The sequence below is a fragment of the Pseudomonas sp. Sample_10 genome (assembly GCF_004321495.1).
In the GTDB taxonomy this organism is placed as follows: domain Bacteria; phylum Pseudomonadota; class Gammaproteobacteria; order Pseudomonadales; family Pseudomonadaceae; genus Aquipseudomonas.
Genome location: NZ_RCOE01000076.1, coordinates 15046 through 40433 on the forward strand (window position 1 = coordinate 15046; position 25388 = coordinate 40433).

Consider the following 25388-nt stretch of genomic DNA (forward strand, 5'->3'; position numbering starts at 1 on the left):
TCAGCCGTGCAGATTTTGCGGGATGGCCGCCCAGGCCAGTGCAAACACTTCATCAACGCACAACTCCAGGACTTGCCAGCGTCCGATCCACCAGACGGATACTGTCGCGTCCACCACGCTTGGATTCGTAAAGTGCGGCGTCGCCTTGCTCGATCAATGCCGCCAGACTGCTCGGCGGCTGGTCGAACAGACTGGCGCCGATGCTCAGGGTCACGGCTTGCGGCGTGCTGAATGACTGCACCGCCGCGCTGTGGAACTGCTCACGCAACGCATTGCCCATCGCCACGATTCGTTCGTTGGAGGCGTTGTTGAACAGGATGAGGAACTCGTCACCGCCCAGCCGTGCTGCAAGGGCGTCTTCGGGCACTACCGAACGGATCATCTCGCTCAGTGCAACCAGCAGTTTGTCGCCAGCGGTGTGGCCAAACAGGTCGTTGACCGGTTTGAAGTTGTCGATATCGATCAGCAGCAGGGCGCCTGGTCGAGCGCTGGAAACGTCGCGTAACAGGCGCGGAGCCCGCACCTCCAGGGCGCGGCGATTGTACAAAGCGGTCAGCGGGTCGCGTTCGGCCAGACTTGAGATGTGCTTCTCACGCCGGTATCGCTCGGTTCCGGTCATCGACAGCGCGATCAGCATGATTGCCATCACGCCCTCGACCAGGGAGATCTGAATGATCTCGCCACGAAAAGCCGCGAGATCTATCAGCGTGCCCGGTACCACCGCCGTCATTGATTTGATGAGATAGAACAGGCCATGACCCAGCAGCACATACCGCAGCTGACCTGCCCCCACACTCAATGACTTGCCGTGGGGGCGCAACAGGAAACTGGCCCGGAGCGAGAGCAGGGCGACCAGCAGTGAATTGGCCAGCAACATGATCTTTGACCACGACGGCTCATCCGGCAACAACAGCAGCGCCAGCCAGACGACGAACATCAAATACCAGGCACGGGACAGGCGCGCCTGGGTAAAGCGCGCCACACCCAGCAGGAAAAACCAGTGGGCCACCACCAACAGTCCGTTGGCGAACCAGATGCCGACCAGCAACAGCCCTATGCCACGCAGCAAGGCGAGGGTCGAGCCCACAGTGATTGTCGCGAAGCCTGCGCTCCAGAACAGCAGCGAGGGCTCCCGGATGCTCCGCCACTCGACCGCCAGGTACAGCGCGGCGGCCGCTGCCAGGGCAATCGAGAGGGTCAACATCGTGGGTGGGTCGAGCGCCATAGCCTTGCTGCCTTTCTGTTTACGGTCAAAAGGCGGGATTGTAAGCGTTTGCAGCGGTTTTTTGTGCGTGGCATAAAGCCATTGTGGGAGCGGGCTTGCCCCCTCCCACAGGGTTTGGAGGGTTACTCCCGCACGTTTTGAAAGAGCATCAAGCGCGAGGTTTCATGCATGCCGCGGGTCAGCTGCACCAGGCGTTTGAATTCTTCCGGATTCTGTTCGGCGACGTTGTCCGTGGGGGTCATCGAGGCCAGGTCGTGGAGTGTTGGCGAGCTGCCGTCGTGTTCCATCTGCACCATGTAATGTTGAGTTACGCCAGCAATCAACGGGAAGGTTCCCTCACGCAATACCAGTGGTACCACGCGCTCACCTTCGGGCGCCGGCTGCTGGATGTCACGCCCCATGCCGCCGTTGCGGAACTCAAGACCGGCCATGCCTGCCACGGTAGGCAGCAAGTCCACCAGACCCACCGCTTCCTCGACCTTGCGCGAGCCGAGCAGACCCGGGGCGTGGATGATCATGGGCACGGCGTTGCTTTCCAGACCCAACTGCTCATAAGCGGGGGCCAGGTAAGGGATCTGCGCGATACGGGTGTTGTGGTCGCCAAACAGCACGAAAATGGTGTTGTCGTAGTAACCGCCGGCTTTGGCGATTTCCATCAGGCGTCCGATGTTGAAGTCCAGCAGGCGCACGGCGTTGTATTGCTCGACACTGCGCGAGCCAGCGGCCTGGACTTCTTCGAGGGTAGGGTGCTTGACCTCGAATCCATCATTGCTTTTGGGAATGGTGAAAGGACGATGGTTACCGGCCGTCTGCACATAGGCGAAAAACGGTTTGTCCTTGGGCAGCGCTTGCAGGATCCGGTCGGTTTCCTTGAACAGGTCCAGATCGGAAATGCCCCAGACGTCCACCACCGGCGATTTCCAGTCACGCTCCTCAAACAGGCGAACACCGTCGATGCTCTGGCGAATCAAGGCATTCATATTGGCCCAGCCGGAGTTGCCGCCGATGGTGTAGATCTTCTCGTAGTCGGTGAAGGCGTTGATCACTGAGTGCTGCCTGGTGATCAACGGGTTGCGTGTCGCGGTTTCCTGACGCGTGACGTCAGGCACCCCGGTAATGCTGGCCCAAACGGTTTTGGCGGTGCCGGTCACCGGCACGTAGAAGTGTTTGAAGAACCAGCTCTGGGTGGCCAGGCGATCGATGTTGGGGGTCGGATTGATCGGGTTGCCATAGGCACCGACCGCGCTGGTGCCCAGGGACTCAAGCATGACGAACATCACGTTTGGCGGTCGTGACCCCGCTACCTTGTAGGGCTGAGGTGCCTGGTGGCGGACGAAATTCAGCGATTGCGGGTCAGGCTGATCGACCCCCAGGTAGTTGGCCATGACCGAGTAGTGTTCACGCACCTGCGCTTCGTCATAACGCGATTGGCCGACCTTGACCGTGTCATAGAGGAAAATCACCGGGTTCAGCCCCAGGGCGGCGATCTGGTTGTTGCCCGAGAAAAAGGCATCGCTCCAGCGCAGCGGGACGGGGTTCTCCAGGTTCATGTTCTCGACACGCCCCAGAATGCCCAGCAATACCAATACCACCATCACCGCACCGCCCCATGTGGCAGAGAGCGGGTGGATCGATTTGCGGTCGCGGTCCAGCGTCACGCGTTCCAGACGAACCAGGGCCAGTGTCACCAGTGCCAGCGTGACGAGCCAGCCCAGGGTAATCCACACCACCGGATAGGTTTGCCAGACCATGTCACGGGAGATTTGTGCGTCTTCGATAAAGCGCAGAACGGTGGCATTGATTCGCATGCCAAGGTACGCGTAGTGCCCGAAATCGATGATGTAGACCAGCAGCAGGGCACCCAGCGCCAGCACGATATACAGGCGTGCGACCCAGCGCAGCAGGCGACTGCCGATGAGGTTCCAGCGCGGAATCCAGGCCAGCAGGGCCAGCGGCAGCATCACCAGGATGGCCAGGCGCAGATCGAAGCGAAAGCCGATGCCCAAGGTTTCAAGGACGGCATCGTCGCCGGACAGCGCTTTGGCGTCGAATCCGGAGAAGCCGGAAAAGAACATCACCCGTAGCAGGGCAAACAGCGCAAACAGTATCGCTGTGGCGCCCAGCCAGTAGTGCAGACGTCTCGATTGCAGCCAACCCATCCATGTTCCCCTGTTAATAATGTCGTCGAAGCTTAATGAGACCGGGATACGTTGCGTGCCGGAACTCGCCACTTGTTCAGGCGGCCATACAGTCCGCGCGTGAACAGCAGCACAAGTGCAGCGCAGCAGTACAGACCCAGCAGCGGATCAACCAGGTAGTCCCAGTAGTTTTGCGAAGGTTTTATCCCGGCGATGAAGGCCAGGGTTGCGCTGGCCAGCATCGCCACGGCCAGAGGGTTGCGCAGGTAATACAGGCCCAGTGTGATCAGCGCGAAGAAAACCAGCATCGGTCGCGGGCTGTAGCCGAAACGGTAAGGGTCCAGATCACTGAGCCCCAGTGTCGCCGGATACAGCACCAGCCCCAACACCGCGAACAGGATCAATACGCCGGTCTTGTTCTGCTGCGCAGGCGGCAACATGTCGAGCCGGCGCAAGCAGCCCCATGCCATGAATACCAATGTGGTAATCGCCAGGTCATCGATGTGGCTGCGCAAGTACACGGCCAGCGACAGCCCGTCCAGCGGGATGAAACTGGCGGCCAACAAGGCCACCAGCAGGGCGATCCGCCCATGGCGGTTTAAACCGAACGATGGCAACAACAGGAAAATGATCATCGCGAAACTGACGTGGGCTTGCCAGAGATTGATCATTTGAGACGCTCGGACAGCCACGCATCGTTGAAAGTAACGTGCTTGATGAAGGTGTTGTTCCAGGAGTAGACCAAGTGATACATACCGTCGGGACTGCGGATGAAATAGGGGTATTCGTATTCAAACTCGCATCCCAGGGGGGAACAGACACGGGTGTCGAGATTGCTCAGGAACTTCGCCTCCAACGGTTGGCGCAGGGCGCCGCTGGAACCGCGAAATTCCTTGCCGATGATTTCCTTGTAGGCCTGGGGCGAAAACGGAGCCCCCGCTGGGTCAGGTGATTTGTCCAGGTCGCGCAACGAGCGCCAGTCGTCCATCTTGGCATCGGTGCCATACAGACTCAGCTTGAAACGACCCTCCTGCAGGTCATTGAGTGCTACCAGCAAGCCGTGCTCGGGTGTCGCCACGGCCGCCAGCGAAGAGTTGGGGTTCGATGGGTCGAGCGGATAAGGCTCACTCCAGGTTTGTCCGGCATCTTCAGTGCGGGTGGCGAGTACACGGTGATGGGTGTTGCCGGCATATCGCAACAAGGCGATACCACGCTGTCCATCGAGCGGGACCACCGTCGGCTGCAATGAATTCTTGCCGTGGCTGATGCGGTATTTGTCGATTACATCGCCGTCTGCGCTCAGGTAGAGGTATTCGGCAAACTTGCCCAGGAACTCGTGATAGACCGGCAAACCGATCGAGCCGTCGGCATGAAATACCGGCGCCGAGCGGACCAGCGTGCTGATGTTCAAGAAGGGCGACGTGATCAGTTGGCGCGGAGCGGACCACTGTCTGCCAAAGTCGTCAGACACCATCACGTTGACCGCGCTGCCGGCCCAACCGCCCATGGATACGGAGACATAGAACAGCCACAGACGATTATCCGGCGCCAGGGCGATCACCGGATTGCCCAGTTTACGAATATAGCGTTGGGTGCCTTGTTGGGTTGAATGGCGTGTGGCCAAGACTTGCTCTGCACCCCACTCACCGGTTTTCGCGTCGAAACGGGCGGAACGCACCTCTACATCGGCTGCGCCTTCGCGCGAGCCGGCGAACCAGGCGGTCATCAGGCTGCCGTCAGGCAAAGCGGTGACGGCCGAGGAATGCACGAAGTCCACCAGCCCGGACGAGGCAAAACGGCTGGTGTAGATGGGTTTGGCGACCTGATTGGCCACCGCCATCGCCGGTTTCATCAGGGCAAAAGAAGAATGAGTACTGGCAGGGTTGAGGAACCATGCGGTCGCAAAGAGGCACACCAGTGCGAAATAAGCACCGACGGCAGGGACACCGGGAAGTTTGATGCGCATATAAGGCTAGGCATCTCTTGGCCCAATAAAGCGCGATAACCTATCAGTTGTAGTAGGCGATCAGGATTTCAGCGAGCCACTCATTTGTAAGTAGATGTGTTGGAGGCTCTAGGACGCTAGTGGAGGCCTTGAGCAGCGGTGGATCCGATCTGCTCCTGATCGTCGGTCACTTCCTTCCAGCTGTCATCCGGATCAAAGCGCTTCATCGCTCTTGCCAATTTCTCGCCCCCGGGTCCGAGGTCCTTTTCAAACACCTGGCCATCATGGCTGATCATGAAACTCATGACCCCGGTGTCATCGTATTTCGCCGGCCAGGCAATCAGGGCAAAGCCTCGGCTCATCTTGTCGCCAATGAGATAACTGTAGGCGCCACCCGGTGCGGAGGGGCCTTGGCCATCGAGGATGCGGAAGTTGTAGCCGTGCCAGTCTTCGCCAGCAATGGTTTTGCCGAACAACGGCCCCAGCGGGCTGATCTGGCCGCTGTCGTCGTCATCCCAATAGAGGCCGTCGTGCTGGCCGGGAGTGCTGAAGATCTTCTGCGCGTATTCGAGGGCGCCATCACCATCGTGATCGACTGAGGCGTAGTCCATCTGGGCGTCGTGGTACGTCAGCACCGATTGCACGGCGGCCAGTTCGTTGCGGCCGATTCGGCGTGCGCGGATTTCCCCGCTGCCAGCCTTGAGATCGAAATGCCAACCCTTGGCGTTCTTGATCATGGGAATAGGCAGCGTCCAGTGATCTCTGCCAACGGCCAGGTGCGCCTTGCGCTCGTTGGTTTTTTCAATGCTGTGTTGCTCGTGATACTGCTTGAGGAACGCATCCACGTCACTGCGTTGTACGCCTTCACGCGGGATGTAACTGCGCCAGTCGTCACCGAGCAGTTCTGTCAGGCGCGCCTGATCGGCGTGTTCCGTGCCCAGTGCTTCGACGAATGCTTGCGCGGCTTTTTCGGGTGTAGGAAACGCTTGCTGTGCCATAGCCATGCACGACCAGACAACGCCGGTGGTGATTGCCAGGACATGTGGCAACAAGCCCATGAAGGCCTTTACGCGACGATGGTTTTTCAACGGCGGCCCCCCCTTTGACGCGCTGGTGCGGATGGCCGACTGATCTGGTGGCCGGCAGACCGCGCCGCGCTGGGGCGCATGGCAGATGCCTGGCTGGCTCGGCCACGAGCCGCTTGTACATTGCTCTGAGACGGTGAACGTGCGCCGGCAAATGCGTTGTTGCGGGCACTGCCTGCACTGGCGGCCGGTCTGTTCTGCGCCGTCTGGCGCACTTGTGAACGGTCTTGTGAACGCTGATTGACCTGGCCGGCGTCTCTACGGGGCTGTTGATTCTCCCGAGTATTCCTGGCGGTGTTCTGGGCTCTGTCAGACGTTCTTGGTCGGTCTGCGCCGGACTGCATGCGGTTGCCGGCTATGTTGTCCGACTGGGCTCGGCGGGCTTGATCGCGGGCTTCGCGATTGCTGGTGGCGGGGCGTTCGATACCGTGTCTGTCCATTGAGCTACGGGCTTTTTCACGTGCCTGGGCGCGTTGCGCGTTGTCGCCTCGATAGGCATCACGCTGATTCGCACCGCTCAGTTGGCGGCCGTATTGTTCACGGCTGCGGCTGTCCCGGTAAGGCACCCCATCGCGGTGAACGGCGTTGTGTTGCCACTTGTTATTGGTGATCTGGTTATTGCGATTGATGTTGTTATAGCGGTCGACATCGATGTCGATGTCGTTGTCGTTCCAGTCGCAATCACCCCACAACGAACCGATGATCGCCACACCGGTGCCGAACGCCAGTCCAGCCATCAATGCCGAACCGGGGTAATAGGCCGGTGGTGGCGGGTAGTACACGGGAGGCGACGCTGGATAGGCCCAGGTGCCGTAAGTGGTTGTCGGGTTATACGTGGGCACGTACACGACCTGTGGATCGGCAGGCTGAATGATGATGGTGGACGTGCTGCTGGCCGGGGCTGGGGCAGAGGCGGGTGCGGGCGCAGGCGCTTGAACCGTGACGTTCTGATACTGGTTGCTCTGCAGGTTGCCCGCCGCCTGGGCTTGACGACGCAGGCGTTGCACGCCGTTCATCACATCGTCGGGCTGCGCCAGGAAGGCATCACCCAGGCGTTGTACCCAGACAGGGTCCTGGCCCAGCGTGGCCAGCACCTGCGGAAAGGCGACCAACGCCTGCACGCTCGGGTCCCAGGTCTGGTTCGCCACTTGTTTGACCGCATCATCGCCCTTGGCATCCGGGTGAGCCTTGGACCAAGTGACGGCCTCGGCGACTTCGCCAGGGTAGGTGGTCGCCATCAGCACCTGCGCCAGCAAGGGATCAGGATAAAGCGCAATAGGCGCCAGCATTTGATCCAGTTGTTCTTGATTGAACACCGCCTCTTTTACGGGCGCGGTGTCGGCAGCGTTTGCCGGGGCCGGTGCGGTTGTCTGCGTCGCTTGCGCCAGGCAAGGACCTGCGCTTAAAAGCAGCAATGCCGACATCGCGTAAAACAATGGAATACGCATTGCTCCCTCCCTGGGGTCGGGCAGGCCTGGATGAGTGGATCAACTTCAGCGAGGTCAATGCCGACCTGGCAGGCGGCAGACCTCAGTTCGTTGGCGCTTTTTAATCGTAGCAGCCAGCCGGGATTTGCCATGCCTTGCGCAACAATATTCTGTGATCTTGCGCGGTGGTGCGCAAAATGGACCCGCCAGAACGGAGGGTCCGAAGGTGCATCAGAGTTTCGGCAACTGACCGATACGGCCCATCATTTCGGTGACGATCTGCAAGTCGAGCAAAAACTGCTCGGTAGTCTTGAATTCGTTATCGTTGTGGCCGGTGTATTTGACGTCAGGCATTGCCAGGCCGAATTGCACACCGTTGGGCAGTTCATGCACCGAGGTGGCGCCAGCGGAGGTACCGAACTTGTGTTCCATGCCAAGGTTTTCACTGGCCACGGCGAGCAGGGCCTTGACCCATTCCCCTTCAGGGTTGCGATACATCGGTTCGGCGATCGAATAGTCGAAGGCCACAGCGATGTTGCTTTTCTTGCTCCAGGCGTCGAGCTTCCCGGCGATTTCCGATTTAAGCACTTGCGGGGATTTGCCTTTCGGCACGCGCAGGTTGACCGCGAGTTTGAACGCTTTTTCATCCTCACCGACATAGGTCAGGGAAGTGGTCAGCGGCCCCATGAACTCATCGGAAAACCCGACCGCCAATTTGCCACCCAGGTAATCCAGGCCCCAGTTGTCGGCCGCGTAGCGAGCGGCGTCAGTGATGTGGTTGTGCTTGAGCGCAACCTTGCCGTCGAGGCCGTTGATGAAATCGAGCATCCTCGCCACCGGATTGACTCCGGATTCGGGCTCGGAGGAGTGCGCAGACACGCCGGTAACCGTTAGTTTGACGTCCTTGCCGACGACCTTGGCGGCGATGTCGAAGTTGCCACCATTGCGCTGGGCATATTCGGTGCCGGCCTTTTGCAGGCTGGCGGCCAGCTCAGCGGGCTGGCCTGTCACCAGCGTGGCGACCGATGTCGACGGAATCTGGTTAGTGGCCAGGCCGCCGGTCATGGCGATGATTTCGGCACCTTTGCCTTGGCCGGCACGCTTGGCGAAGCTGGCCATGACCGTGCCGTAGCCTTTCTCGGCGATCACTACCGGATAGCCGCCATCCAGCGCCAGGTTGTAGTTGGGCGTCGGGTTGCGTTCGAAATAGTAGGGGATGGCATCGCCCGTGGTTTCTTCGGTGGTGTCGACCAGCAGCTTGAAGTTTCTGGCCAGCGGCAGGTTCTCTTCCTTGATGATTTTCATCGCGTACATCGCCACTACGATGCCGTTCTTGTCATCTTCGGTGCCACGGCCATACATGCGGTCGCCGATCAGCGTGACCTTGAACGGGTCGAGGCGGGTACCATCCTGCAAGACCCAGTTCTCCGGAGTCACCGGCACCACGTCGGCATGGGCATGAATGCCCACGACTTCATCGCCGCTGCCATTGAGGGAGATTTCATAAACGCGGTTGTCGATGTTGCGGAAGTTCAGGTTGAACGCCTGGGCAAGACCTTTGATCTTATCGGCGATCTTGATGAATTCAGGGTTGTCATGTTGTTCCACACCGTCGACGCGTACGGTCGGGATGGCCACCAGTTCCTTCAAGGTTTCGGTCGCCGCGCTGCCGTATTTCACCCGCGCATAAAGGCCAAGCAAACGATGGATTTCGTTCTGTTGCTCAGCCGTCAGTGCCTTGTTGTTCAGGAAGGCGCTGATAGCAGGTCCGAGATTGTCGGCCTTGGCGATATCGCTCTTGGCCAGGCTGCCAAGGAACTGCCGGAAATCCTTGACCGAGGCATCATTGAAAGCCTTGAGAATGATCGCACTCTGTTGCGGTGTGATGTTGGCGTGGGCAGCGGAGGTGAACGTCGACAGGCTGGCGATCATCAGTGTGGTCGCGGCCAGGTGCTTGAGTGAAAAGTCCATTGCTGGGGGCATTCCTTTGCAGGCAGTGTGTGGGAAATATCTGATCGTTTAATCAGAAACGTTCCCAAGCTAACACCGCGAGCGTGTGAAACGGGAGCCCCCTAAGTGGGATCTGTCGCACAGAAATGCAAAAGCGGCGCAGAAACGAAACATCCGATTTATCAATGCTTGCATTCCGCCAGCACCACTTGGCAGGTACTTGGCGTACCACCGGACCGCCCCGCATAGCGTGCGCAATTGCTCATCGATTTCTGGCGAGCCATGTTCAGGGTGTCGCCCCAGGCCAGGCCACCCTCGCCGACAGTGGGAAGGGCTTTGGCATAGCAGGCCGAACCGATGGTTGCGGACGAATAGCGAGCTGTGGCGGTTTTGCTCGAACATCCGGCGGTGAGCGCCAGGTTGATGGCGAGCAGGCAAGGCAGCAGCCATGACGAGCAGTGGTGCGTGTGTTTACCCGTCATCGCGCTTCCCCTGTGAAGAGGCTCAGATGTGTATCGTTCAGCTTAGACGGGATCAGGCTTACCGTCCGGCCTCTATTTGATTGTAGAGGCCGGATGCACCAGCAAACGGTCAGTAATCCCAGAACGCCGCTACCCAGCGAAACGCTTTGCCGTCGATGGCTACGCGGCCAACGGAAGGAAACGGCAGGTGCGTGGCGACAAACAGTTCACCGCTCGCCGCCGCTTCCTGCATCAGTCGAACCCGAACGCGAACCGATTCCTCGGGGTCATGTTCAAAGCCGTTGTGCCAGTCGGGGTGCTCGAAGGCCACCGGAAACAGGGCGTCGCCGGCGAAGGTCAAGCGTTCGCCACCGGAGTTCACGTAGACCACGCAGTGCCCCGGGGTGTGGCCACCGGTGACTTTGGCGACGACGCCCGGGGCCACCTCGTATTGGTCTTCGAAAGTTCGCACGTTGCTGCGGTAATCGTTGATGAATTGGTTGGCGGTGGCGCGCAGCACGTCCGGCACCGGCGCCGGCATGTCGGTGTGGGTGAAATCAGGTGTCTCCCAGAAAGCGACTTCAGTCGCCGACACGTGGATGCGCACGTCTGGCCGCAACTTGTTCTTCACGTCGTCGACGAGCAGGCCGCCGATGTGGTCCATGTGCATGTGGGTAATCACCACATCGGTCACGGATCCAAGATCGATGCCGGCGGCCTGCAGGCGCTTGGGAAATTGCCCGGCCCTTGGAAACCCTGGGAACTGCCCGCCGAGGCCTGCGTCGACGAGTATGGTCTGGTCGCCGCTGCGGATCACCAGCACGTTCAGCGCCCAGTCGAACGCGTCCGGCCCGAGGAACATGTCCTTGAACCAGGCGGCGCGGGCGGCGGGGTCGGCATTGGTAGACATCGTCGAGGTCGGCAGTGGCAGGACACCATCGCTGATCACCAGCACGTCAATCTCGCCGACCCGCACGGCATAGCGCGAAGGAACCAGTTCGGTGTCAAGCAAGCCTGGCTGCTGCTGACCATTGCCTGTCTGATGTGCGCCAGCCTTTTGGGATGGGTAATCCAGATGCGTTGTCATGCTCATTCTCCGATTGCCTGGGTCAAAAAAAATCGTTGGCCAATGCCGATTGTTCGCTGCTAAAGCGACGGATCGCCTGGAGAAAGAGTGTGCATCTCGACGCACCGCGCTCGATACCATACGCAGGTATAGAACCGTAGGGCTTTAGCGTGATCGTTCCCAACCAAAGGTCGAAGTGCTGCGCGCCGGACAGCACGGTTGGCAGATTCATGGAAGATCAGCTCGGTGTTAATTCGATGGTTGGCCGTTGGCTGGGGAAACCGGCAGGGAGAACGAGAAGGTCGCGCCCAGGTTGGGCTGACTGTCTGCCCGGATGCGTCCACCGTGCAACTCGATGATAGAGCGGCAGATGGACAGGCCGATCCCCATGCCATTTTCCTTGGTGGTGAAAAACGCATCGAACAGCAGCGCGAGATGATGTTGATCAATTCCCGGGCCGTTATCCTGCACCTCCACCACTGCATGACTCTCTTGCCGATAAATTCGAACTTGCAGCTCTCGGGGTGAACTCTTGTGGCCGTTCATGGCCTGCAGACTGTTCATGATCAGGTTGATCACCACCTGCTGCAGCTGGATTCGATCGCCCGACACCCAAAGCGACGGGGATGCAAACGAGCAAGCCACTCGCACCTTATGGCTCTGGATTTCCCGGTCAAGCAGGGCCAGCGAATCGGTTACTACCGATTGCAGATCGAGTTCTTCGTAGAGCGAATCGCTTTTGCGAGTCAGATCACGAATACGCTTGATGACCTCGGCTGCTCGACGCGCATTACTGGCCGCCCTGGCGATGGCGGCGCCGGCTTCCTTGAGATCGGGACTCGGGCGGTCGAGCCAGCGCTGGGCCGCTTCGGCACTGGAAGCTATCGCGGCCAGGGGCTGATTCACTTCGTGGGCAATCGACGCTGACAGCTCGCCCATCGTGGTGATTCGGCATATATGGGCGAGTTCGATTTGCGCGCGATGCAGCCGCGCTTCGACATCATGGGTATGGGCCAGCAAACTGAATTGCTCCTGAAGTTCATCGCGGGTGCGACGATTTTTCAATGCCAGCCAGGTGGCAATACCAATGGCCGTCAGACTGACAAGGCAACGGGCTAGCGCGGCACTGAACGGATGATCGCGGTGAGAAAAAAAGAACGCGGCAGCCGTCAGCAGCGCACAGATCAGTGCAACCCGGCGCAGCCCGCGAATCGAGCATGTGCCCATGGCCATCATGATGACCAGGACATAAAGCACTGCCACTGCGATATCCAGTTCCGTGAGGGTATCGACGATGAATATCGCGAATGTAGTTGCCCATAGCGCCAGGCACTTTGCCCTGACGCGCGGGGAGCCGGACATGACGTTCAGCATGATCCGGCTCTTGCGATGCTGCCGCAGCCCAAGGGCATCAAGCCTTGATGAACGCCAGAAGGTCGGCGTTGATCACGTCGCCATGGGTCGTGCACATGCCATGGGGCAGGCCGGGGTAGGTTTTCAGCGTGCCGTGGCGCAGCAGTTTGATCGACAGGTGTGCCGAGTCGGCAATCGGTACGATCTGGTCGTCTTCACCGTGCAACACCAGGGTTGGCACCTCGATGTTTTTCAGGTCGTCGGTGAAGTCGGTTTCCGAAAAGGCCTTGATGCAATCGTACTGCGCCTTGACCCCGCCATTCATACCCTGGCGCCACCAGTTGTCGACGATCGCTTCGGACAGTTTTGCGCCGGGGCGATTGAACCCATAGAACGGCCCACTCGGAAACTCGCGATAAAACTGCGTGCGATTTTCCGCCACGGCCTTGCGCAAGCCATCGAAGACGTCCATCGGAATGCCGCCCGGATTTTTCGCAGTGCGCAGCATGATCGGTGGTACCGCGCCGATCAATACCGCTTTGGCCACGCGACCACGGCCATGGCGCGCCACGTAACGGGCCACTTCACCGCCTCCGGTGGAGTGACCGATGTGCACGGCATTCCAGATGTTCAGGTGCGCCATCAGTTCAGCGACGTCGGCGGCGTAGGTGTCCATTTCGTTGCCGACAGCGGTCTGGGAGGACCGACCGTGACCACGGCGATCGTGGGCGATGACACGGAAGCCCTTGCTGAGGAAAAACAGCATTTGCGCATCCCAGTCGTCGCTGGACAGTGGCCAGCCGTGGTGGAACACGATCGGTTGGCCGCTGCCCCAGTCCTTGTAGAAAATCTGCGTACCGTCCTTGACGGTGAGCATCCCCGAGCCACTGGCATGACCGTCGCTTTTGCCCGGCGCAGCGGCGGTTGCCGATCCCTGTGTCTGCTGCGCTGCCAGCGCAGGCAGGGTCACCGCCAGGGCCGCAGCCATGGCGCCGGTGGTGATCAAGCCACGACGTGTGGTTCCGCTTGTCTCGTCAGTCATCGTCATTACTCATGTAGGTTCTGGAGGAGGGGGCACCTGCAAGGCCCGAGTACGTTTCCACGGCTGTGGAAAATTTATCGGCCAAGCAGGTTACTGACCACCAGACATGGGTGTTTGAAACTAACGCTTTGGTATGAAAAGCGGCCGGGCGAGGGCGTGTTGCAAGTGATTCAGGCTGGCAGCTCGATGACCAACGCTTGATCAAATTCCGGGTTCTCATTGACCCCTTCTTTCGCATAGCCCCGGGCATTGCACACAACGCGGGTATCGCCCACCCGATAATCAAAGCTGCCATGGGTATGTCCATGCAGCCAAAGGGCCGGTTGCCACGCCTTGATCCGCTGCTCAAGGTCGGAGACAAAACTCGAATTGATCGGCGACTCGGCAAACATCGGGCTGATGCTCGACCGTGTCGGGGCGAAGTGAGAAATCACCACCGTGGGCGTGGTGCTGTCGCTGGTGAAACAGTCATCCAGCCAGGCAACGGTCTGCAGAAAAATCAACTGCGACACCGCCGGGCTGAACAGGTCTGCGAAATCGGGCGAGATTCTGATGCGGCTGAAGTCCCGCACCAACGCTGTCGCCAGATCAATGCCATGCGCCCGTTCTTGCGCGTCATCGTAAAGCCGATAGTCGGACCACAACGTACATCCCAGGAATCGCACACCTTGGTGGATGTATTCCGAGCGCTCCAGCACGTGGATCTGTGTGCCTTGCGTCAACGTGCGCAACTGGTCATGGGTCGAGATCAGGTCACTGCCGTAAAACTCGTGATTGCCGGCCACATACATAATCGGGACAGGGCATGCCTTGGCCCACTCGATGGCAGCAGCCGGTCGCGAAATATCCCCGGCGAGCACGACGACATCGGCGTGCACGTCGGGAAACGGGATCGCATTGACGGACAGGTGGATGTCGGACAGCAAGGCGATGCGCATGGGTCAGCTCCTGTATTTGCAATAGAAGCTAGCGCACGAGATCGAAGCCGATCAAGCCGTTTATCCACGCACCGCCCGGGACCGCCAGACCATCATCTTCTCGACCTGCATCTCTTTCATGGTGTGAGGAATACCGCCCACGCCATGGCCGGACAGACGCGCGCCGGCGAACGGCATCCAGTCGACGCGGAACAGGGTGTTTTCGTTGACCATCACCGCCGTGGCGTCGAGGTCCTGATAGCACTGCATGGCGGTGTCCAGGTCCCGGGTGAATACCGCCGCCTGGAAGGCATAGGGCAGGGCGTTGGCCAGCTGGATCGCATCGGCCAGGTCGTCGTAGGCGTACACCGCCACCACCGGGCCGAAGACTTCTTTCTGCATCACGTTCGAATTGATGGACGGATTGAGCAAGACAGTGGGCGCGTAGCAGTTGTTGCCGAGTGCGCGGCCACCTGAGATCAAACGGGCGCCACCGGCAACGGCGTCGTTCACCCATTGGCTGACACGGTTCACTTCACGCTCGGCGATCAGCGGGCCGACATCGGTGGTGATATCGGTCGGATCTCCCACGACCATCGCATCGCCCGATTGGCCCAGTCGCACGGCAACCTGTTCGGCGATGCTGCGATGGCAGAAAATCCGCTGCACGCTCACGCAAGCCTGTCCCGCGTGCCAGAAGCCGCCACGGGCAATGCGCGGCAGGGCATCGTCGAGGTCGGCATCCGCCGCGAGAATCACTGGCGCCACGCCGCCGTGCTCCAGCGCGCAGCGGGTTCCCGGAGCGAGGGTCGAACGCAACATCCAGCCCACCGCCGCCGAGCCGATGAAGCTGAAGAAACCCACCCGTGGGTCAGCCACCAGTTTGCCGGTGATCGCGTTGTCAGTCGGCAGCACCATCTGCGCCCAACCTTTGGGGAGGCCGGCTTCGGCCAGGATATCGAGCAATGTCCGGCAGCTCAGCGGCGTGTTGGCCGCGGGCTTGACGACCACGGGCGCACTGACGGCAATGGCCGGGACCACTTGATGCACGATCAGGTTGAACGGATGGTTGAATGCCGAGACGGCCACGACCACGCCGATCGGTTCGTATTGGGTGAAGGCCACCCGGTTGGCTGACGTGGCGTTCAGGCCCATCGGGATCACATGACCGCCTTCGGTGCGCAGCACCTCGATGCAATTGAGGATGCCGTCGATGCCGCGCTCGACTTCGGTGATCGAGTCCTTCAACGGCTTGCCGCCTTCGCTGGCCGCCTGGGTGGCAATCGCCACCTTGCGCGCACCGATCAATTGGGCGGCGCGCTGCAGGATTTCAATCCGCCGAGGCTTGGACAACCACTGGCTGCGGTCGCGGAAAATGCCATGGGCAACACTCAGTGCCCGCTCGACATCGGCCTCGGTGGAGACCACCACGTGACCGACGATAGCGCCATCGAAAGGGGCGTGCACTGCCAGGGATTGTTCAGACATGGGAGCTACCTCGAGTCAAACGAAAAAGGGGCGATTCAGGCTGCTGTGCCTTTCAAACCTGGCGCCAAGGTAAACGTTGGTGGTTGTTTGAAAAAATGAATAATTGAGAAGCTTATGTTCAGTTTATGAGAACACCCAGGGAGCGCATTGTCGGATCTGTCGCCTTCTTGTTTCACCCCAGATATCGGCCAGGAACCACGTATCGCCTCGTCGCAAGGCTGTTCGCGCCACTTGATACGCCAGTAACTGGCTGTTTTAAATCAAATAAATGTTTAAGAAGGGCTTCCCAGACGTAACGAAAGTTGTTAAATTTCGCGCACTTTCGCAGGGGCTCTCCCAGGGCTTGCAAGCTGCGAAGTCAAAAACGAGTGCCAGGCACTCGCAGCAACAGCTACAGGGGCGTCGCCAAGCGGTAAGGCAGCAGGTTTTGATCCTGCCATGCGTTGGTTCGAATCCAGCCGCCCCTGCCATTTTTTCCACATCCAGCTTCAATCACTCGGCCAATGAGGTGCGAGTCCTGGATGATTGTCTCTGCAACATATTCATCTCTGTAGTGTCTCCTCAAAGTAGGGCGTTGGCCTGGACTCAGCGGCTTGCAAGGCTTTATTTCACAGGAGGCACGGCATGCAGCGTTTCACTGGTGGTTGCCTTTGCGGCAACGTAAGGATTGTGGCGTCGGGGCTGCCGTACCGGGTGGGTATTTGTCATTGCCTTGACTGCCGCAAGCACAGCGGCGCGTTGTTTCAGGCGTCGGCGATTTTTCCTGCGGATGCGGTGAGTGTCGAGGGTGAAACCCGCGACTACGCCGGGCGGCATTTCTGCCCGCGCTGTGGCTCGTCCGTTTTCGGTCGCAGCGGCGATGAAGTCGAAGTGAGCCTTGGGGCATTCGATGCTCCGAACCAACTGAAGCCCACCTACGAACTCTGGACCATTCGTCGCGAGTCCTGGCTGCCTGCGTTTGCCCTTGCGCGGCAGTACGAGCGAGATCGAGAGAATCCTGGCCGTGAAGAGCCGTGAAACCGCGCAGAAGCCACGGCCTCTGCGCGTTTCGGATTGCCGTCAGAGGTGATCTGCGTCAATCACAGCCTTGGCGAACGCTTTTGGATCTTCCTGCGGCAGGTTGTGGCCGATACCGCCGTTGATCAGGCGGAATTCGTATTTGCCGGTAAAGCGTTTGGCGTAGTCCTCTGGATTTGGGTGCGGTGCGCCGTTGGCGTCGCCCTCGAGCGTGATGGTCGGTACGCTGATGGAAGGCGCCGTGGCGAGTTTCTGCTCCAACGCTTCGTATCGGCTTTCACCTTGCACCAGACCCAGGCGCCAGCGGTAGTTGAACACGGTGATATCGACATGGTCCGGGTTTTCCAGCGCCTTGGCGCTGCGATCGAAGGTGGCGTCGTCGAACGCCCATTTCGGCGAAGCCAACTGCCAGATCAACTTGGCGAAGTCATGGGTGTTTTTCTCGTAACCCGCGCGGCCACGGTCAGTGGCGAAATAAAACTGATACCACCATTGCAGCTCGGCCTTGGGCGGCAAGGGGTTCTTGCCGGCCGCCTGGTTACCGATCAGATAGCCGCTGACCGAAACCAGTGCCTTGACCCGTTCCGGCCACAGCGCCGAGACGATGTCAGCCGAGCGTGCACCCCAATCGTAGCCACCGAGCACCGCTTGCTTGATGTTCAGCGCATCCATGAAGTCGATGACATCACTGGCGAGGGCAGCGGGCTGGCCGTTGCGTAGCGTTTTATCCGACAGGAAATGCGTATCGCCGTAACCCCGCGCATACGGCATCAGCACCCGATAACCCTTGGCTGCGAGCAGCGGAGCGACGTCGTCATAGCTGTGAATGTCGTACGGCCAGCCGTGCAGAAGAATCACCACCGGGCCATCGGCCGGACCCGTTTCGGCATACGCCACGCTCAGCAAGCCGGCGTTGACATGCTTGAGCGGGCCGAATGGAGAAGGTGCCGAATAGCGGGTGCCGGCACTGGCTGCAGCGGGTTGTCCGCTGGTGGTTGTTTGCCCGTAGGCCACACCGAAAGCGCCAAGCAAGGTGAATGCGAGGATCGACGAACCCACCAGTCGACGGCGGATTTTGCCATGGGTGTTGTTCTGCAGTGCCATCTTCATCGTGATGTCTCCGTTGCAAGCCATTGGCCAAGGGTTCTGGCTGAGCCCCTTCAAACCTTGCTTGCATTTGAATGCGCTGACGTATCTGGCCTGTGTCGAATCGCTGATCAGGTGAAAGCCTGTGTATCGTGACGGGATTCAGATACACAGTGATACAGAGCGACGGGTTCGATGCGCCATGCAATAGATCCTTGAGGATAGGTCGCTTTGAACCGCCAACACGTCGTCAATGACTTCCTTGTGATTCAAACGTAATCTCGCCAGTTCGCTGATCAAAACAACACGAAAAAATCAGGAGTCATTGATGCATCCAATCCGTCTCGGTCTGGTGGGCTACGGCAAGATTGCTCAGGATCAACACGTTCCAGCCATCACCGCCAACCCCTCGTTCCAGTTGGTGTCTGTCGCCACGCAAGGGCAACCCTGCGCTGGAGTAGAGAATTTCCGCTCCCTGGGCGAGCTGCTGGAAAACGGCCCGCACGTCGATGCGATTGCGTTCTGTACTCCACCGCAAGGGCGATTCGCCCTGGTTCAACAAGCGCTGGCCGCGGGTAAACACGTGCTGGTGGAAAAGCCGCCGTGCGCCACGTTGGGTGAAGCAATGGCGTTGGTTGGCCAGGTCGCCGAGCAAGGCGTCAGCGGTTTGTTCGCCTGGCATTCCCGCTACGCGCCCGGCATTGAAGCCGCCCGTGACTGGCTGGCCACACGCACCCTGCAAAGCGTGCAGATCGACTGGAAGGAAGACGTGCGCAAGTGGCACCCCGGCCAAGCGTGGATCTGGCAACCCGGCGGTCTGGGCGTCTTTGATCCGGGCATCAACGCCTTGTCGATTGTCACCCATCTGCTGGCGCTGCCGCTGTTTGTCGAGTCCGCCGAGCTGCGCGTCCCCGACAACTGCCAGTCACCGATTGCCGCTTCGATCAAGATGTCCGATGCACGTCACCTCGACGTCCGCGCGGAATTCGATTTCGATCACGGTCATGATGAGCTCTGGAGCATCGAGATTCGCTGCGCCGAAGGCGTCCTGCGACTGGATAACGGTGGCGCGCTGCTGAGCATCGACGGCGTGCCCCGGGCGGTATCGGAGGAGGGCGAGTACGCGGCGGTGTATCGACACTTCCAACAGTTGATAGGCGACAAAGGCAGTGATCTGGACCTCCAGCCATTGCGACTGGTGGCCGACAGCTTTTTTGTCGGCAGCCGGACCCTGGTCGAGCCATTCTACGATTAACGACCGTTCGGGCGAGGGCACACGCACGTGAGCCTGCAAATGGCTCACTGGGTTTCCCAGCCGTCCGGTACGTTTGTTAAAGTGACGCTCAGTTGCCCAAGAATCGCCGAGTAAAAAACATGAATCGTCAAAAGAAACTACAGCAGTTGTTCAAGGAAAAGGCGAAAAAGGCCAGTGCCAAATTGGCACCGAAAAAGCCTAAGTACATCAGTAAGGCCGACCGGTTGAAATTGGCGGCCGAGTCCAGCCAGGACTCATCGGTGTCTGCTGAGAGCTGAGTAACGACGTATTGGAAACCGGCCGGTTGCGGCCTGAAGCATCGCTGGAAGTGAAAAGGGCTGCTTTTGAACGAACAGACATTGTCCACGCGCCTGGAGCGCGTGGCAGCGCAGGTGCCGGTAGGTGCGCGACTGGCCGATATCGGCTCGGATCACGGTTACCTGCCGGTCGCGCTGCTGCGTCGTGGCGTCATCGCGATGGCGGTGGCCGGCGAAGTGGCCTTGACGCCGTTCCGTGCGGCTGAACGCACCGTACGTGAGAATGGTCAGGATCTGCAGATCAGCGTGCGCCTGGCCGATGGCCTGGCGGCGATCGAGCCGCATGACGGGATTACGGCGGTGAGCATCTGCGGCATGGGCGGCGAGACGATCCGTGACATCCTCGACGCCGGCAAGGCACGCCTGAGCGGTCAGGAACGGCTGATCCTGCAACCCAACGGTGGCGAGCAGCCGTTGCGTCAATGGCTGATGGACAATGGCTATTGCATCCTCAGTGAAGAGGTGTTGCGAGAAAACCGCTTCTATTACGAAATCATCGTCGCCGAACGCGCCGAGCGGGTGCTGTATACCCCCGAGGAGCTGTACTTCGGTCCGTTGCAAATGCAGCAGCGCAGCCCGGCGTTTCTTGGCAAGTGGCAACGAATGCTGCGGGAGAAGCACAAGACACTTGGCAGCTTCGCCAGCGCGCGACAAACCGTACCCGAGGAGAAGGTCGAGGACGTCGCCCGACAGGCCCGGTGGATTGCCGAGTTATTGGCTTAGAACTAACGAAGCCGCGCATCTGCACGGCTTCGTGAGAACAGCCAGTTCAACGCTTGATGAGGGAAATCTTCGTACCTTCAATGCTGATCCCGGCCATCAAACCTTGCTGGTCGAAGATGAACGCGTAGGCATCGTCCTTGAGTGTCGAGCTGGAGAGGTTCTTTGATACCCCTTCATCGACTACCACGACCGTAGGCCCTACGCCGATCTCCCAACCCTTTGTGTCTGCGATGTATTTCACCGCTTTGTCGGTCATCAGGAAAACCACATATCCGTACGATTGGGCGCCTGCCTGTAGTCCCCACGAGCCGCTGACCGAGTTGTAATAGTCCTGGACCTGGTTGCCTTTCATCAGCACGCCTTCGCCGTAGCTGCCGCCGAACACCAGCCCGGCCTTGATGATTTTCGGGAAGACCAGTATGGCTTTGGCCTTTTTCGAAATGGTTTCGGAAAATGGGTTGGCCTTGTAGAGCGTTTCCAAGGCTTGGCGGGAGTCGGTGTTCAAGTCTTCGGCAGTGGCTGCTCCTGCATTGTTCAAGAGACTGACGGATGCCAGAGATGCAAGGGCGAAGAACAACGACAGGATGAATCGCGATGATTGAGTCATTTCCGTACTCCGAAAAGGGAGCATTGGATGGACTCAGCGTTCGACCCCTGCCGCCGGCAGGAACCGAATGCGCTGAATGTTATCCGGCGCACCCTAAAGTGTGTGAAATGCAGCTTCGCTCTTCATTGAAGTCGGCCCGAGGTTTCGGGATCGGTTGCGAGGCCATCATTGGTAGTGACCTCTGCGCATTGGCGGGGTTCCGGTTGAGCTTATCCGTGCGCCTTCGTCAGCCCCTTCAAGCGCACTTTCGCCCTTTGCACTGCGGCCATTTTTTCCGGCCGCTTCATGCGTTTCCACTTCCTGATGTCCTCCTTGCTTCTTCCACAACTCACACACAGTTCGCCGCTCAACTGGCACACCGAGATGCAAGGGTTTTCGATTTCTTTTGCCATCGTCAATTACCTTTAGCCAGACGCTTCTGCCAGTCGCCATGATGAGTGCGTTGACATTCCTCCTCAGAATCGAAGCGGACAGTGAGGTCTGATGGCGTCAGGTCGATGTTTGCCTCGTTCAACGCCATGGCCGTCAGCTCGAAGATGCGCGCCTTTGCGTTGACCTCAGCGAGTTTTTTATCGGCCTGGGTTTCGAACACCCAGGTGATCCTCAGTGTTTCAATTAGCTTGTTCAAATCGGCGGTGTGGGTGAGCCAGGTAAAGCCTTTGATTTCACCTTTGGCTGTTTCGCACGCGTCGGTGAGCGTGGTTATCAATTGGCGTTCGACCCGCGCCAATTCACGTTTGCCTGGGGGCATTGGAGTTTCCTTGGGAGACAATGGAAGGGCGCTGTGCAATCAGACCGGACGAAACTCGACCGTCAGATGCCTGACTTCGTGAACCGGCTTGAGTCTTTCACGAATGCTGTCGGCGTTCGCAGTGGCATTACCCAGAACGCTGACGATGGCCGCGTGGGCTTGTGGCCCAATTCGCCACACGTGCAGGTCCGTGATGGTGGCATCCCCCGGGCTTTCAACCCGTTCGCGGATTTCCTCGGCAACGTGCGCATCTGTCTGATCCAGCAATACGCCTGCGGTATCACCCATCAAGGTCCATGCCCAACGCGCGATAACGATGGCGCCGACGATGCCCATGACCGGGTCCAGCCACACCCAACCGAGATACCGGCCCGCGAGCAGCGCAGCAATGGCCAGAACCGACGTCAGCGCGTCGGCGATGACGTGGAGGTAGGCCGATTTCAGGTTGTTGTCGTTTCCGTGAGGGGCATGATCATCGTGGTGGTCATGGTCATGGTCATGGTCATGGTCATGGTCATGGCTGTGTCCGTGGCCCAGGAGCAGGGCACTGATGACGTTGACGATCAAACCGACTATTGCAATGAGCGTAGCGGTGCCGAACTGAACTTGCGTTGGCTGCAACAGGCGCAACACAGATTCAACGCCTATGGTCAGGGCTACCATGCCGAGAATCAGTGCCGAGGCGAACCCGCCCAGGTCTCCGACTTTTCCCGTGCCGAAGCTGTAACGCTGGCTGGTAGCGTGACGTCTGGCGTATCCGTAAGCGAGCGCCGCGATGCCCAAGGCGCCGGCATGGGTGGCCATGTGAAAGCCATCGGCGAGTAACGCCATCGAACCTGTGATGTAGCCAGCGATGATCTCGCCAACCATCATCACCACCGTCAGCGCCACGACCCAAAGCGTGCGCTTGGCATTTTCGTCGTGCGCTGAGCCAAGGAACACGTGGTCGTGCGCGTGATTAATGTGGGTGCTGCTCATGAGCCTGTACCTGCGTTCTTCACTTGGAGTAACGGCGAATCGCTTCAAGAAGCTCTTCGACGCCCTTGTTACGCGCCTCTTCACTGAGTGCCGGGTTAGCGACGTGCTCCCGGGCGTGGTCTTCAATGATTTCTTCCATCAGCCCGTTGATCGCTCCGCGGGTGGCGGCGACAAGGTGCAGCGTCCTGGCGCAATCGAGATCAGATTCCAGTGCCCGCTCAACGGCCTGAATTTGTCCGGCGATGCGTTTGACGCGCTTGAGAAGATCGTCTTTGTTGGCTGCGATATGACCCATTGGATAACCCTCGATCCGTATTGATCGAATCATAGGTATACCCCCTATACCTATACAAGGGCCATTCAGCGGAGATTTGCCTACACATCATCGACTGGAGGTGGTGGCTACTGACAGATAACTTGCTGGTTGCAGGGCAAGGCACTGCGTTTACTCATAGGCAGAGGCATGGGGCACCCAGCAGAGGTGGGTCCCCCACGTATAGCCGCAGCAAAAGGCCGCCGCCGACCGCCAGGTCGACGGCGGCCTTTGCTCATGGCTTGGCTTGTGCTTTGGCTTTCTCTTCGATTTTCGCGTCGACCACCGCGCGAATCTGGTCGATGCTGAAGCTGGCCGGTTTCTGGCTGGGCGGGTACTCGATGAAGGTCTGCAGGAACCTTGCGGCCTTGGCCACTCCCGCTGCCAGCAGGTAGGAGTTTTTCACGGTCCAGTCGTAATACTGGTCAGACACGATGTCCGCCCGCTCATAGGGGTCCATCCGCAGGTTGAACAGTTTCGGCACGCGCAACGGCACGAACGGGCTGCTCCAGACCGTGAATCCACCGGGATCGCGTTGCTCGGCGAAGACCACTTTCCAGTTGTCGTAACGCATCGAGACCAGCACGCCATCGTCGTTGAAATAGTAGAACTCCCGGCGCTCGCCTTTAGGCTGTTGCCCGGTCAGGTAGGGCAATTGGTTGAAGCCGTCCAGGTGCACTTTGAAGTTGGTACCGCCGGAAGTCGGTGCCCAACCTTTGAGCAGCTTGTTTTTTACATCGGCTTCACCAGCCGCAGCCAGCAGCGTCGGGAACCAGTCCATGCCCGAGAACATCTCGTTGGACACTTCGCCGGCCTTGATCTTGCCCGGCCAGCGAATGATCGCCGGCACACGGTAAGCGCCTTCCCAGTTGGAGTTCTTCTCGTTGCGGAACGGCGTGGTCGCCGCGTCCGGCCAGGAGAACTGGTTGGGACCGTTGTCGGTGGTGTAGACGACGATGGTGTTGTCGGCGATTTTCAGGTCGTCGAGGGTTTTCAGCAGTTTGCCGACGTCACCGTCATGCTCGAGCATGCCGTCGGCATATTCGTTGCCGGGCATGCCGCTCTGGCCCTTCATCGACTCGCGCACATGGGTGAACAGGTGCATGCGCGTGGTGTTCATCCAGACGAAGAACGGCTTGTCGGCCTTGGCCTGTTTCTCGATGAACGCCTGTGCTGCGGCGGTGGTTTCGTCGTCGATGGTTTCCATACGTTTTGAGGTGAGGGCACCGGTGTCCTCGATCTTGCCGTCGGCAAAACTATGGATCACACCACGGGGTGTCCTGGATTTGACGAAGTCCGGGTCATCCTTGGGCCAATAAGGACGCTCGGGTTCCTCTTCGGCGTTGAGGTGGTAAAGGTTGCCGAAGAACTCGTCGAAACCGTGATTGGTCGGCAGGAATTCGTCTTTGTCGCCCAAGTGGTTCTTGCCGAACTGCCCGGTGGCGTAGCCTTGGGACTTGAGCGCCTGGGCGATGGTGAGGTCACGCTTCTGGATACCGATCGGGGCGCCCGGCACACCAACCTTGGTCAGGCCGGTGCGCAGTGGTGACTGCCCGGTAATGAACGACGAGCGACCGGCAGTGCAGCTGTTCTCCGCGTAATAGTCGGTGAACATCATGCCTTCCTTGGCGATGCGATCAATGTTCGGAGTCTTGTACCCGACCACGCCCATGGAATAGGCACTGATGTTGGTCTGGCCGATGTCGTCGCCGAAAATCACCAGAATGTTGGGTTTGTCGGCAGCCCCGGCGGTTGCCGACAATGCCATGACCGTTGTCGCCAGCAGGGCGAGTTTTGGCAGCCACTTTTTTATGCGAGTCATCTGACTGGCTCCTTGTTGACGGGCGTCGCGAACAGCGACCGGGCCCGATCTTCAAGCGTCGTCAAAAGGATCGCGCCACCCGTATCAGGTGGCCGGCTACAGGGTTGCGATGTTTTGCTGGTGGACATATCCGTTGCTGCGGTAACGGCGACTTATGATTCCGCTTTTACAGCGGGTTACTTTGAAAAGCGGAACGCCGCCCGGCGCAAAGTAACCAAACGCCCTTGCCCCTTTCGTTCGGTGCCTCGCCTAGGCTCGGCATGCCCTCGCTCCGGTCCTGCTCCGTGGGCCCGCCACAGCAACCGAGGGGGCCTGGTAGCCGACCTGGCTGCGGCAATTACGCATTCCTCCTGTCGGAATGCGATTCCTGTGGGAGCGGGCTTGCTCGCGAAGGCGGTGACGAGTGGCATGGGGAAGACAGT

25 protein-coding genes and 1 tRNA gene are annotated in these 25388 nt (G+C 59.4%); 5 read left to right on the forward strand and 21 right to left on the reverse strand.

Annotated features, from left to right (window positions below; translation table 11 throughout):
- Positions 1-52 precede the first annotated feature (52 nt).
- The 14 genes from D8U18_RS07150 to D8U18_RS07215 all read right to left on the reverse strand — a co-directional run bounded on the left by D8U18_RS07150 (position 53) and on the right by D8U18_RS07215 (position 16097).
- The gene (locus D8U18_RS07150; protein WP_131107348.1) at positions 53-1225 is read right to left on the reverse strand and encodes a GGDEF domain-containing protein; all 1173 of its coding nucleotides are present in this window, start codon (positions 1223-1225) and stop codon (positions 53-55) included.
- 122 nt (positions 1226-1347) lie between these two features.
- The gene (locus D8U18_RS07155; RefSeq protein WP_056856599.1) at positions 1348-3384 is read right to left on the reverse strand and encodes an alkaline phosphatase family protein; all 2037 of its coding nucleotides are present in this window, start codon (positions 3382-3384) and stop codon (positions 1348-1350) included.
- A gap of 32 nt (positions 3385-3416) precedes the next feature.
- The gene (locus D8U18_RS07160) at positions 3417-4034 is read right to left on the reverse strand and encodes a hypothetical protein (protein ID WP_131107349.1); all 618 of its coding nucleotides are present in this window, start codon (positions 4032-4034) and stop codon (positions 3417-3419) included.
- A complete protein-coding gene (locus D8U18_RS07165) occupies positions 4031-5329 on the reverse strand; it encodes a sialidase family protein (protein ID WP_131107350.1) in 1299 nt (432 codons plus the stop codon). The genes D8U18_RS07160 and D8U18_RS07165 overlap by 4 nt, the downstream gene beginning before the upstream one ends.
- A 116-nt stretch (positions 5330-5445) precedes the next feature.
- Positions 5446-6366 carry a DUF2950 domain-containing protein gene (locus D8U18_RS07170; RefSeq protein WP_056856903.1) on the reverse strand — a complete coding sequence of 307 codons (921 nt, stop codon included), beginning with the start codon at positions 6364-6366 and terminating at the stop codon, positions 5446-5448.
- 26 nt (positions 6367-6392) lie between these two features.
- Positions 6393-7841 (reverse strand): DUF3300 domain-containing protein, encoded by a 1449-nt coding sequence (locus tag D8U18_RS07175; RefSeq protein WP_131107351.1) that lies wholly within the window; start codon positions 7839-7841, stop codon positions 6393-6395.
- A 210-nt stretch (positions 7842-8051) separates the two neighbouring features.
- Positions 8052-9791, reverse strand: coding sequence for a dipeptidase (locus tag D8U18_RS07180; protein ID WP_131107352.1), 1740 nt, complete (start codon positions 9789-9791; stop codon positions 8052-8054).
- 161 nt (positions 9792-9952) lie between these two features.
- Positions 9953-10252, reverse strand: a complete 300-nt coding sequence (locus tag D8U18_RS07185) for a hypothetical protein (RefSeq protein ID WP_056856594.1) — start codon at positions 10250-10252, stop codon at positions 9953-9955.
- A gap of 109 nt (positions 10253-10361) precedes the next feature.
- Positions 10362-11318 carry an MBL fold metallo-hydrolase gene (locus D8U18_RS07190; protein ID WP_056856902.1) on the reverse strand — a complete coding sequence of 319 codons (957 nt, stop codon included), beginning with the start codon at positions 11316-11318 and terminating at the stop codon, positions 10362-10364.
- Between the two features lie 22 nt (positions 11319-11340).
- The gene (locus D8U18_RS07195; protein WP_130906200.1) at positions 11341-11529 is read right to left on the reverse strand and encodes a hypothetical protein; all 189 of its coding nucleotides are present in this window, start codon (positions 11527-11529) and stop codon (positions 11341-11343) included.
- A 17-nt stretch (positions 11530-11546) separates the two neighbouring features.
- A complete protein-coding gene (locus D8U18_RS07200; protein ID WP_241664308.1) occupies positions 11547-12671 on the reverse strand; it encodes an ATP-binding protein in 1125 nt (374 codons plus the stop codon).
- A gap of 37 nt (positions 12672-12708) precedes the next feature.
- Positions 12709-13527, reverse strand: coding sequence for an alpha/beta hydrolase (locus tag D8U18_RS07205; RefSeq protein ID WP_131107363.1), 819 nt, complete (start codon positions 13525-13527; stop codon positions 12709-12711).
- 335 nt (positions 13528-13862) lie between these two features.
- On the reverse strand, positions 13863-14630 hold the full coding sequence (locus tag D8U18_RS07210; RefSeq protein WP_131107353.1) for a metallophosphoesterase: 768 nt from the start codon (positions 14628-14630) through the stop codon (positions 13863-13865).
- A gap of 60 nt (positions 14631-14690) precedes the next feature.
- Positions 14691-16097, reverse strand: a complete 1407-nt coding sequence (locus tag D8U18_RS07215) for an aldehyde dehydrogenase family protein (protein ID WP_131107354.1) — start codon at positions 16095-16097, stop codon at positions 14691-14693.
- Between the two features lie 395 nt (positions 16098-16492).
- Here D8U18_RS07215 and D8U18_RS07220 point away from each other — a divergent pair.
- Positions 16493-16567 (forward strand) — tRNA-Gln (locus D8U18_RS07220).
- Between the two features lie 154 nt (positions 16568-16721).
- Positions 16722-17114 (forward strand): GFA family protein, encoded by a 393-nt coding sequence (locus tag D8U18_RS07225; RefSeq protein ID WP_130906197.1) that lies wholly within the window; start codon positions 16722-16724, stop codon positions 17112-17114.
- A 42-nt stretch (positions 17115-17156) separates the two neighbouring features.
- On the opposite strand, the gene D8U18_RS07230 is transcribed toward D8U18_RS07225, so the two are convergent.
- Positions 17157-18224 carry an alpha/beta hydrolase gene (locus tag D8U18_RS07230; RefSeq protein ID WP_056856588.1) on the reverse strand — a complete coding sequence of 356 codons (1068 nt, stop codon included), beginning with the start codon at positions 18222-18224 and terminating at the stop codon, positions 17157-17159.
- 304 nt (positions 18225-18528) lie between these two features.
- Between D8U18_RS07230 and D8U18_RS07235 the strand changes: the two genes are divergently transcribed.
- The 3 genes from D8U18_RS07235 to D8U18_RS07245 all read left to right on the forward strand — a co-directional run bounded on the left by D8U18_RS07235 (position 18529) and on the right by D8U18_RS07245 (position 20495).
- Positions 18529-19455, forward strand: coding sequence for a Gfo/Idh/MocA family oxidoreductase (locus D8U18_RS07235; protein ID WP_131107355.1), 927 nt, complete (start codon positions 18529-18531; stop codon positions 19453-19455).
- A gap of 119 nt (positions 19456-19574) precedes the next feature.
- The gene (locus tag D8U18_RS07240; RefSeq protein WP_082557668.1) at positions 19575-19733 is read left to right on the forward strand and encodes a DUF2986 domain-containing protein; all 159 of its coding nucleotides are present in this window, start codon (positions 19575-19577) and stop codon (positions 19731-19733) included.
- Between the two features lie 66 nt (positions 19734-19799).
- Positions 19800-20495, forward strand: a complete 696-nt coding sequence (locus D8U18_RS07245; protein WP_131107356.1) for a tRNA (adenine(22)-N(1))-methyltransferase TrmK — start codon at positions 19800-19802, stop codon at positions 20493-20495.
- Between the two features lie 46 nt (positions 20496-20541).
- On the opposite strand, the gene D8U18_RS07250 is transcribed toward D8U18_RS07245, so the two are convergent.
- The 6 genes from D8U18_RS07250 to D8U18_RS07275 form a co-directional block, all read right to left on the reverse strand.
- Entirely contained in the window at positions 20542-21102 is a 561-nt protein-coding gene (locus D8U18_RS07250) for a lipid-binding SYLF domain-containing protein (protein ID WP_131107357.1), read from the reverse strand.
- A 209-nt stretch (positions 21103-21311) separates the two neighbouring features.
- The gene (locus D8U18_RS07255; RefSeq protein WP_131107358.1) at positions 21312-21494 is read right to left on the reverse strand and encodes a DUF1289 domain-containing protein; all 183 of its coding nucleotides are present in this window, start codon (positions 21492-21494) and stop codon (positions 21312-21314) included.
- A gap of 2 nt (positions 21495-21496) precedes the next feature.
- The gene (locus D8U18_RS07260) at positions 21497-21853 is read right to left on the reverse strand and encodes a hypothetical protein (protein WP_056856583.1); all 357 of its coding nucleotides are present in this window, start codon (positions 21851-21853) and stop codon (positions 21497-21499) included.
- Between the two features lie 39 nt (positions 21854-21892).
- Entirely contained in the window at positions 21893-22831 is a 939-nt protein-coding gene (dmeF, locus tag D8U18_RS07265; protein ID WP_131107359.1) for a CDF family Co(II)/Ni(II) efflux transporter DmeF, read from the reverse strand.
- Positions 22832-22850: 19 nt separating this feature from the next.
- A complete protein-coding gene (locus tag D8U18_RS07270; RefSeq protein WP_056856581.1) occupies positions 22851-23126 on the reverse strand; it encodes a metal/formaldehyde-sensitive transcriptional repressor in 276 nt (91 codons plus the stop codon).
- Positions 23127-23379: 253 nt separating this feature from the next.
- Positions 23380-24966 carry an arylsulfatase gene (locus tag D8U18_RS07275; protein ID WP_131107360.1) on the reverse strand — a complete coding sequence of 529 codons (1587 nt, stop codon included), beginning with the start codon at positions 24964-24966 and terminating at the stop codon, positions 23380-23382.
- Positions 24967-25388: the final 422 nt, after the last annotated feature.